9 protein-coding genes and 1 pseudogene are annotated in these 10,136 nt (G+C 45.8%); 3 read left to right on the forward strand and 7 right to left on the reverse strand.

Annotation, left to right across the window (positions count from 1 at the left end; all coding sequences use genetic code 11):
- Positions 1-356: 356 nt before the first annotated feature.
- The 6 genes and pseudogenes from accC to cutA all read right to left on the reverse strand — a co-directional run bounded on the left by accC (position 357) and on the right by cutA (position 6,056).
- Positions 357-1,700 carry an acetyl-CoA carboxylase biotin carboxylase subunit gene (gene accC / locus ACX5KA_RS19635; RefSeq protein ID WP_039221532.1) on the reverse strand — a complete coding sequence of 448 codons (1,344 nt, stop codon included), beginning with the start codon at positions 1,698-1,700 and terminating at the stop codon, positions 357-359.
- Between the two features lie 14 nt (positions 1,701-1,714).
- Positions 1,715-2,179: an acetyl-CoA carboxylase biotin carboxyl carrier protein gene (gene accB / locus ACX5KA_RS19640; RefSeq protein ID WP_039221534.1), complete on the reverse strand. Its 465-nt coding sequence runs from the start codon at positions 2,177-2,179 to the stop codon at positions 1,715-1,717.
- Between the two features lie 14 nt (positions 2,180-2,193).
- Positions 2,194-2,634, reverse strand: a complete 441-nt coding sequence (aroQ, locus tag ACX5KA_RS19645; protein WP_039221539.1) for a type II 3-dehydroquinate dehydratase — start codon at positions 2,632-2,634, stop codon at positions 2,194-2,196.
- Between the two features lie 232 nt (positions 2,635-2,866).
- The gene (locus ACX5KA_RS19650) at positions 2,867-3,694 is read right to left on the reverse strand and encodes a M23 family metallopeptidase (protein ID WP_458732008.1); all 828 of its coding nucleotides are present in this window, start codon (positions 3,692-3,694) and stop codon (positions 2,867-2,869) included.
- An 88-nt stretch (positions 3,695-3,782) separates the two neighbouring features.
- Positions 3,783-5,674, reverse strand: a pseudogene (locus tag ACX5KA_RS19655) (protein-disulfide reductase DsbD).
- A gap of 67 nt (positions 5,675-5,741) precedes the next feature.
- Positions 5,742-6,056 carry a divalent-cation tolerance protein CutA gene (gene cutA, locus ACX5KA_RS19660; protein ID WP_458732006.1) on the reverse strand — a complete coding sequence of 105 codons (315 nt, stop codon included), beginning with the start codon at positions 6,054-6,056 and terminating at the stop codon, positions 5,742-5,744.
- Between the two features lie 213 nt (positions 6,057-6,269).
- On the opposite strand from cutA, the gene ACX5KA_RS19665 reads away from it, so the two are divergent.
- From ACX5KA_RS19665 to groL, 3 genes are all read left to right on the forward strand, one after another.
- Positions 6,270-6,794: an FxsA family protein gene (locus tag ACX5KA_RS19665; RefSeq protein ID WP_039221545.1), complete on the forward strand. Its 525-nt coding sequence runs from the start codon at positions 6,270-6,272 to the stop codon at positions 6,792-6,794.
- Between the two features lie 277 nt (positions 6,795-7,071).
- The gene (locus tag ACX5KA_RS19670; protein WP_012520088.1) at positions 7,072-7,362 is read left to right on the forward strand and encodes a co-chaperone GroES; all 291 of its coding nucleotides are present in this window, start codon (positions 7,072-7,074) and stop codon (positions 7,360-7,362) included.
- 41 nt (positions 7,363-7,403) lie between these two features.
- Positions 7,404-9,041, forward strand: coding sequence for a chaperonin GroEL (gene groL, locus ACX5KA_RS19675; RefSeq protein WP_179984965.1), 1,638 nt, complete (start codon positions 7,404-7,406; stop codon positions 9,039-9,041).
- Between the two features lie 81 nt (positions 9,042-9,122).
- Here groL and ACX5KA_RS19680 read toward each other — a convergent pair.
- Positions 9,123-10,136: pectate lyase family protein (locus ACX5KA_RS19680; RefSeq protein ID WP_458732007.1), on the reverse strand; the 1,014-nt coding region annotated here is incomplete at its 5' end.

Here is a 10,136-nt window from a genome sequence, read left to right on the forward strand (position 1 = left end):
AATCTCGCTGAGTGGGTAATGATCTATGCAGACTGGTATTACTTAGCGCAACGAATAACGTAATTAGCGCTACGAATAACGGCTTAAGAAAAAAATACAAAAAAAAGCCGGCAGGGATGCCGGCAATAAGTGGAGTGGGACTCCAATGAGGGTAAAACACACAAAAGCATTAAAACTCAGGGAGAAGTCTTAAAACTTGTATGCAGTATAGAACCCGTTTTTAAATAGGAAAATCGTTAAAAATTGATTATGGTAATCGGAAAATTAGAATGTGCTGAATAGCGAATAGCGAATAGCGAATAGCGAAGAAAGAAAATTGGGCTACACAAAAAACAGCGTGTAGCCCAAAGGGGGGATTAGGCTAAGCCTAGCTTCTTCTCTAGGTAGTGGATGTTGGTTCCACCCGCAAAGAAGTTTTCATCGGCCATAATGGCGCGCTGAAGAGGTATATTCGTTTTAATACCTTCAACTACAATCTCTTCAAGGGCGTGGCGCATACGAGCAATCGCTTCGTCGCGGCTTTCACCATAGGTGATAAGCTTACCAATCATTGAGTCGTAGTAAGGAGGCACGTGGTAGCCCGCGTAAATATGCGACTCCCAGCGAATACCTAAACCACCTGGCGCATGGAACATATTGATAGGACCAGGGCTAGGAATAAAGGTTTTAGGGTCTTCTGCGTTAATTCGACATTCAATAGCGTGGCCACGAATTTGAATTTGCGACTGATCAATTGATAGTGGCTGTCCGGCTGCAATGCGCAGCTGCTCTTTAATAAGGTCAACGCCTGTGATCATTTCAGATACAGGGTGCTCTACCTGAATACGGGTATTCATTTCAATGAAATAGAATTCACCGTTTTCATATAGGAACTCGAAAGTACCTGCTCCGCGGTAGCCAATTTCAATACAGGCTTTGCGGCAGCGATCGCCAATCTTGGTGCGCATTTGCTCAGAAATACCCGGTGCAGGGGCTTCTTCCACTACTTTCTGGTGGCGACGCTGCATTGAACAGTCACGTTCACCTAAGTGAATAGCGTTGCCTTGGCCATCGGCTAATACCTGAATTTCGACGTGACGTGGGTTTTCAAGGAATTTTTCCATGTAAACCGTTGAGTTGCCAAATGCAGCGCCAGCTTCCGCTTGCGTGGTTTCAATGGCTTTAATCAACTCAGCTTCGCTGCGTACTACGCGCATACCACGACCACCGCCGCCGCCCGCAGCTTTAACGATGATTGGGTAACCAATGCGCTTAGCAATGGCTTTGTTGCGCTCTACGTCGTCAGTTAGCGGGCCGTCAGAACCGGGTACACACGGTACGCCTGCTTTTTTCATGGCGTTGATAGCAGACACTTTGTCACCCATAAGGTTGATAGTTTCAGCTTTAGGGCCAATGAAAATAAAGCCACTTTTTTCTACCGCTTCAGCAAAGTCAGCGTTTTCCGCTAGGAAACCGTAACCTGGGTGAATAGCAATAGAGTTAGTGACTTCTGCAGCAGCAATAATGCGAGGAATGTTCAGGTAGCTTTCGGTTGCCGATGCTTTACCAATACAAATTGATTCGTCAGCCAGCAACACGTGCTTCAAGTTTTTATCCGCAGTAGAGTGCACTGCTACGGTTTTGATGCCTAGTTCTTTACAGGCTCTCAAAATACGCAGGGCAATCTCACCACGGTTAGCAATAAGTACTTTATCTAGCATAGTTAAGCACTCGCTTATTCAATGATAAACATTGGCTGGTCGAACTCTACAGGGTCTTGGTTTTCAACCAGGATTGCCTTAACCACGCCTGCTTTATCTGCTTCAATTTGGTTCATCATCTTCATCGCTTCAACGATACAAAGCGTGTCGCCAACTTTTACTTGCTGACCCACTTCTGCAAACGGTTTTGCAGTTGGTGAAGAAGCACGGTAGAAAGTACCGACCATTGGAGACTTAACAACGTGACCCTCTGGCTGTGCTGGCTCAGCTGGCGCTTCAGACGCAGTGGTAGCTGCCGCTGCAGGAGCTGGTGCCATTTGCGGTGCTGCTGGTGCTGCAAAGCTGTAGTTCATTGGCGCTTGAACACCCGTTGGACCACGGTGGATGCGTACAGACTCTTCGCCTTCAGTGATCTCTAGCTCGGCAATGCCAGATTCTTCCACTAGTTCGATGAGTTTTTTAATCTTTCTAATATCCATGTTCTGTCTCTGCTTTATTTTTGCGATTTCGGTAAATTGATTGCTGCAGTAAGCGCGAGCGAGTAGCCCATGGCACCAAGGCCAACAATGACGCCAGCTGCAACATCAGAAAAATAAGAATGATGACGAAAAGGTTCACGAGCGTGAACGTTCGACAAATGCACTTCAATAAACGGGATATTGACACTTAATAACGCATCGCGAAGGGCGACACTGGTGTGCGTGAAGGCAGCAGGATTAATAATAATGGCATCAACAGTTCCCATAGCAGCGTGTACGCGGTCGATCAGTTCATACTCAGCGTTTGACTGAAAATGCGTTAAGGTCACGTTGCTTGACGCGGCCTGCGCCTGCAAATCATCAACGATGTCTTGCAAGGTTTGCGTGCCGTATTTGTCGGGTTCTCTTTGGCCTAACATATTTAAGTTAGGGCCGTTCAATAACAAAATATTCATCTAGTTTGCTGCTATCTTCGGGAAAAAGTCACTGTTATTGCCATTTCAACAAAATTTTGTGACAGTTGCACGAAAAAAAGCCAATTAATTTTCTCGTTTACTGTGTTAACTGCTGATTATAGTGATAGATAAAGATTTCGCAGCAAAATACTGGTCTAATCAGGTGTTTTCGACGCAAAGTTTGAGGTGTGTTTTTACATAAAACCGCCACATGCTGCGTTCTTTAGAGGTATCAGTGTGTGTTGCCAGCAGACGTCTTGGCGAGAGAAAAAGGTACACTTACATATTTACCATGGAACTTAGCCACATAAATACCAAAGTGAAGGTGGGGCAAAGAAGAAAACCCCGTGTTGCCGCTATAACCAATAAGCTGCCCGCGCTTTACAGTTTGCCCTCTTGTTACTACAACACCTTTATATTTCAGGTGGTAGTATTCGCCGGTGGTTCCGTCGCTATGAAGAATAACAACGTAGTTAGCGTATTTTGCAAAACGCATAGAGGGACCGCCTTGGTTACCGTCATCTTTGGTATCTATCACTACGCCATCGCGCGCCGCAAGAACCGGTGTGCCGACAGGGGCGGCAAAATCTAACGCATACCGTGACGCCCCTGAATGGCTATAGCTTCCATTAAAGCCCTGAACAATGCGGTATTCACCAGCAGGTTGTAGGGGAGATAGATAGGTGTAAGCGTTATCGTGCGTAGCATCTATGCGCCCTACCGTCCATTTCACACGCATTGATTGCCAAAATGCGTGGGTGTCTTTTACTACACCAAGCGGTATTGCCTCATCAGTACTTAAAAACGCATTGACGTGCGCTTTTGACTGTAACGCATCTTCGCCCGTTGGTATTTGAAACAGCGTATCTGAATACAACGTCAGGGCCACAGGCAGTGCCACTTTTCTTTGCACTGTCACCAGATAAAGTGAAGAAGACGAAGGAGTAAGCTCAAAGCAAAAGCGTTTGTTATCAAAGCAGCCTGATGTTTTTGCTGCCACCGAAAGAGAAAAAGAAAAGGAAATAGCAAAGAAGGTTAGCAAACACGCTAACCTTCTCATTAGTGACTGGTTCCAACTCGAAACTAAGATGGCCGAGCCTTGAGACGCTCGCCATGTTAGGGGGAGAAATGCCGCGGATTTAGGCTCCTTAGTTGGAGCCATTATTTTGGACGTTACTGGTGTTAGACCCATTGTTAAGCCACTCGTTTACGTGACCGGCAAAGGCGTCTGCTTTCATAAACCCGGTAACACGAGCTTTGGTTAGCTCGTCGCCGTTTTCGTCAAAGAACAAAATGGTAGGCAGGCCTAGCACTGTAAAGGTGTCAAAAATCTCCTGACGCTCTGGTGTGTTATCGGTAAGGTCCATTTGCATCCATACCGTATTGCTAAGCGCAGATACCACTTTCTCGTCAGGGAACGTGTACTTCTCGAACTCCTTACAGGCTACGCACCAGTCGGCGTACAAATCGACCATCACGGTTTTACCTTTTGTGTTAGCCGCCGCTATTTTATTACGTAAGTCTGCCAAGTCTCGCGCAACAACAAAGTCTGGATGCCCTGCGTGGACACCATCAGAGTCCTCGCCCCAAAGCCCTGTGTTTAGCCCTGCTTGATAAGTAAGGCCAGCACTTCCCATAATGCCTATCGCAACTAAAACAGCACGCACAAGCTTCATGAGCGAGTTTTTGCTGGCGCGATTGAGTACCCAGTAATAACCGAATAAACCAAAGCCAAGCAATGCCCATAAGAAACCAGTAGCAGGGCTGTTGTATAGACGCTCAATAAACACAATGGCCACGGCAAGCATCATAAATCCGAAGGTGACTTTAACCACATTCATCCAGTTACCTGCTTTAGGTAGCAGTTTTCCGCCTGTCATGCCGAACAGAATAAGTGGAACGCCCATACCAATACTTAACAAGTAAAGAGAAATAAAACCTAGCGTCATATCGCCAGTTTGGGCGATGAATAGCAATATGCCGGTTAGCGGGGCAGTAGTGCAGGGCGAAGCGATAAGGCCAGACAATACACCCATAACAAATACACCAGCGAAACTGCCGGGCGTTTGATTGTTACTCATGTGAGTGAGCTTTTCTTGATACTTCGCCGGTAGCTGAATTTCAAAGCCACCAAACAGGGCAACGGCAAGCGCCACAAATAGCACAATGAATACGCCGAGTACTACAGGGTGTTGAAGCGCAGCTTGAAACTGCGCTCCTGCCACAGCGACAACCAACCCAAGCACGAGTAAGTAATCGCCATACCTTGTACATAAACAAAGGTTAGCCAGAATGAATGCGATGCGGTTTTAGGCTTGCCCTGACCAATCACAATGCCCGACACAATGGGATACATCGGGAATACGCAAGGTGTAAAGGCTAAGCCTACGCCTAGTGCAAAAAATAGAGCTAAAGTGAGAGCAAGGTTATCTTTATCAATTAGCCTTTGCGCTAAATCGAACTGCTCGCTTTGTGAAGACGACGAGGTAGACGCGCCATTTGATTCTGCTGTCGCATCTGCGTTTACTGCACTATTGCTTCCGACTTCATTTAAATACACCACTTTTACTGTGGGCGGGTAGCAAAGGCCGGCATCAGCGCACCCTTGATAGCGAATTTTAACTACGCCGTCACTGAGTGCTGACTCAATGGGTAGGGTAATAGATACGCCGTTGTAAAATACTTCAGACTCACCAAAGAACTCATCTTCAATCATTACCCCGCTTGGGTAAACAGGCTCGCCAATTTCGGCTTGTTTAGCCACAAACTTAAACTGTTTAAGGTATAAGTAGTAGCCGTCAGCAATGTCGAAATTTAAAGTAAGAACGTTATCTTTTTGACTAAAGTCAAAAGCAAACGCTTGGTCAACATCGAGAAATTGGGGCTCATTTGTAAATGGGTCGCCAAAAGCACTTGGCACTTGTGCGAACGCAAACGTAACTAACAGCGACATCAAACAAAGCACTGACAATACGGACGCAATAAAGCGACGAAACAGCGAAGCCAACGATAGGCAAGGCGAAGGCAAAAGGGTAGTCATAAGGTTGTCATTCATTTTAATCTATTTTTACGTCTTAGTTATTCTTGTTAAGAAAATACGGGTTCAGTTAGCGCTGCAGTGTGTTTTGTAGCCAATGCCCATAAGCGCTGCTGGCTTCAGCGTTAAGTTCTAACCATTCTGGTACGTCATAGGGGTGAAGTTCACTTACCTTATCAAACGCCTGCAAAACGTATTGTGTATTTGTTTTAATGAGTAACTGACATTCGGTGTCGGTTTCTATTTTTCCCTGCCACTCATACACAGACTCAATACCTTTAATAATGTTAACGCAGGCAGCAAGCTTATCTTTAACAAGCGTACTGGCAATTAATTGCGCTGTCTTTTCATCTGGCGTGGTACATAATACAAGCTTTATTGTCATAAACTTTTCCTACTTATCTCGCGCCTGTTACTTTGCTAATGGGTCGATGTGTAATAGACCTGAAAGCCCGCACTATTCTTTCACAGCGAAAGTATATCACGGTCGTTATCGGTCGCTTTACGTGGCTATTTAAGCGAAAGGGTGGGCACCTTTTCTTGTTATTACGTACAAAGACCCTATAACAGGTTAGGAATACATGAAAGAGGAAGCATTTTGCGGGTTTTATTTATACTGTTTGCCCTATTACCTATTTTAGAGATTGCGTTGCTGATTAATGTGGGCAGCGTGATAGGTGGTTGGAATACCGTTGGCTTGGTGATTCTCTCTGCCTTTATTGGTGCTTACTTTGTTAAGCGCGAAGGCGTAAGTACGCTGCAGACGGCGCAAGAAAAAATGCAGCGAAATGAAGTGCCAGGAAAAGAACTAGTTGAAGGCTTGATGCTGGTGGTTGCGGGTATTTTACTTGTGACGCCAGGCTTTATTACCGATATTTTCGGCTTCTTATTGGCAATGCCAGGCTCTCGTCACTTCTTTGCTGCTCAGGTCAGTAAGCACATGAAAATGCGTGTTGTCGCTCCGGGTATGGGGCCGGGAACTGCAGGCTTCGGACAGGGTCAGACACCGTTTGGGCAAAGTCCTTTCGGTGATCGCTCTAACTCGTCCAATAGTGATGGTGATGTGTTTGAAGGTGAGTACACCGATCACACCACTAACGACCCAGATAAGCGCTTAAAATAGCGAGCCCCAACGCCCTCTCCGTCGGGTTATGAGCGCCGTTTACCGCGATAAACGGCGTTTACTTGCCCAATAAAAAGAAGTATTTAGCGAAAAAACCAATTTTTTTACATTTTTTTGCCTAAAAACCCTTGAAGTTATCTGGGTACTACCCCATCTATCCGTGCAGAAACGATTTTAACAGCTCAGTAATGAGCAACCTTAAACACGCGACGTTTAGATAGTCTGAATGTCGATAATTACATTCATTTGAATAGTGGAATTTTCAGGAGACTTGAAAATGGCAATTCGTCCTTTACACGACCGCGTAATCCTTAAGCGCGCAGAGCAAGAAAGCAAATCTGCAGGCGGTATCGTTCTGACTGGTTCTGCAGCAGAAAAATCTACACGCGGCGAAGTAATCGCAGTAGGTAACGGTCGCATTCTTGAGAACGGCGAAGTTAAAGCGCTAGACGTTAAAGTAGGCGACACCGTTATTTTCAACGACGGTTACGGCGTTAAAACAGAAAAGCTGGATGGTGAAGAAGTACTTATCCTAAGCGAAAGCGACATTCTAGCGATTGTTGAGTAATTACAACTAACGTTAAAACGAATTTTTAGAGGAATTTAATCATGGCAGCTAAAGAAGTACGTTTTGGTGATGACGCTCGCAGCAAAATGCTAAAAGGCGTAAACACACTAGCTAACGCAGTTAAAGTAACACTAGGTCCAAAAGGCCGTAACGTTGTTCTAGACAAGTCTTTCGGTGCACCGACTATCACTAAAGATGGTGTGTCTGTAGCGAAAGAAATCGAACTTGAAGACAAGTTCGAGAACATGGGCGCGCAGATGGTAAAAGAAGTAGCGTCTAAAGCGAACGACGAAGCGGGTGACGGTACTACTACTGCTACTGTACTTGCGCAAGCAATCGTAACTGAAGGTCTTAAGAGCGTTGCAGCGGGTATGAACCCAATGGATCTTAAGCGCGGTATCGACAAAGCGGTAGCGGCAGCAGTTGAAGAGCTTAAAGCCCTTTCTACTGACTGTGCAGACAGCAAGTCTATTGCTCAAGTAGGTACTATCTCTGCAAACTCTGATGCAGAAGTTGGCGATATCATTGCTCAAGCAATGGAAAAAGTAGGTAAAGAAGGTGTTATCACTGTAGAAGAAGGTCAGGCACTTCAAAACGAACTAGACGTTGTTGAAGGTATGCAGTTCGACCGCGGTTACCTATCTCCATACTTCATCAACAACCAAGAAAACGGTACTGTTGAACTAGACAACCCGTTCATCCTATTGGTTGACAAGAAGATTTCTAACATCCGCGAACTACTTCCTACCCTTGAAGGCGTAGCGAAAGCGGGTAAGCCGCTAATGATCATCGCTGAAGATGTTGAAGGCGAAGCGCTTGCTACACTAGTAGTTAACAACATGCGCGGTATTGTTAAAGTTGCAGCGGTTAAAGCACCAGGTTTCGGTGACCGTCGTAAAGCAATGCTACAAGACATCGCTATCCTAACTGGCGGTACAGTAATTTCTGAAGAAATTGGTCTAGACCTTGAAAAAGTTCAGCTTGAAGACCTAGGTACTGCTAAGCGCGTAGTTATTAACAAAGACAACACAACTGTTGTTGACGGTAACGGCGACCAAGAAGCGATTGAAGGCCGTTGTGCTCAAATCAAAGGTCAAATTGAAGAGTCTACGTCTGACTACGACAAAGAGAAACTTCAAGAGCGTCTAGCTAAGCTTTCAGGCGGTGTTGCAGTAATTAAAGTTGGTGCAGCAACTGAAGTTGAAATGAAAGAGAAGAAAGACCGCGTAGAAGATGCACTACACGCAACTCGCGCAGCGGTTGAAGAAGGTGTGGTACCTGGTGGTGGTGTAGCACTAGTTCGCGCAGCAGCTAAACTTGCTGACCTTACTGGCGACAACGACGACCAAACCGTAGGTATTAAGCTTGCACTACGTGCAATGGAAGCGCCTCTACGTCAAATCTCTATTAACTCAGGTGCAGAAGCATCAGTAGTAGTTAACGAAGTGAAGAACGGCGAAGGTAACTACGGTTACAATGCAGGTAACGACACTTACGGCGACATGCTAGAGATGGGTATCCTTGACCCAACGAAAGTAACGCGCTCTGCACTTCAGTTCGCATCTTCAATTGCTTCACTAATGATCACAACTGAAGCAATGGTAGCTGAACTACCTAAAGACGACGCGCCTGCAATGCCTGATATGGGCGGCATGGGCGGAATGGGCGGCATGATGTAATCATCCCCCAAGCTTAACGCTTAAAAGAAAGGCGCTGCTCATAGAGCAGCGCCTTTTTTTTTGTGCTAACTCTTTTGGGAGTTAGTTTAACGGAGGAATGTCATCGGCATTCTGGTTAATTTTACCTACGCCCGAGTAGTTGATAACTCGCTGCTTAACCACGTCGGCATCATCTAGTACGTAGTCGTAAGGCACTTCGTAGCTGGATGTTGGCGTGGCGTCAGGTCCTGCAACAACGTCACCATCAGCTGGCGTTGTCCAGGTTACACCTTCGCCAAACAGGTTGCCTGACGTGTTCCAGTATCCAATAACGTCTGAGTAGAAAGAAACAATTGGGTTTTGCGTGTTTTCAAACACATTGTTTTCTACCTGTAGCTCTGCACCAATTCTTGAATTGATTGCCGTAGAGGATATCTGATTGTAATAGTTGTTATACAAGTGACCGTGACCGTAGCGGAATAACGGCAAACGTGACTCGATATTCTCAAAGCGGTTGTGGTGGAAGGTAATTAAACGCTCGGTATTATCACTGTCTACATCATTCTCAGTGTGGCCGTGTAACGAGGCTTTCCAATGATCATGAAGGTAGTTGTAAGAGATAGTGATGTTTTTCGCGCCGCGTTTACTATCTACTAACCCGTCGTAGAAATCCTTGTCCACAGACAATGTGCTGTAAAGCTCATTGTGGTCAATCCAAATATTGCTGGTGGTAGAGCCGTCGTTATCACCTTCAATAGAGATAGCGTCTTTTCCATCAGTAAGCACGTGGTGAATTTTCAGGTTTTGAATAATCACGTTATTTGCACGTCTAATTAATATGCCAATGCCGTCGAATTCGCCTCTGTCTGCAACCCCGATAATTGACACATCGTTCATGTCTTTTATTTCAATCGGTGAGCCCGTACCGCCATTGTTTGCGTCGGTAATGGTGCCATCTACATAAACCGTTACTGGGGTGTTGCTGTTCGCCGCGCTGTCTAGTGCCGCTTGCAGGTCTGCGCCGTTATCTACGGTTACTACTGTACCGCCAGCACCGCCGGTTAATGCATAGTTGTATTGCGCAAAACCCCCCTGTGTCAGGATAGTTGTCGCCTC

The organism is Alteromonas alvinellae, assembly GCF_902705805.1.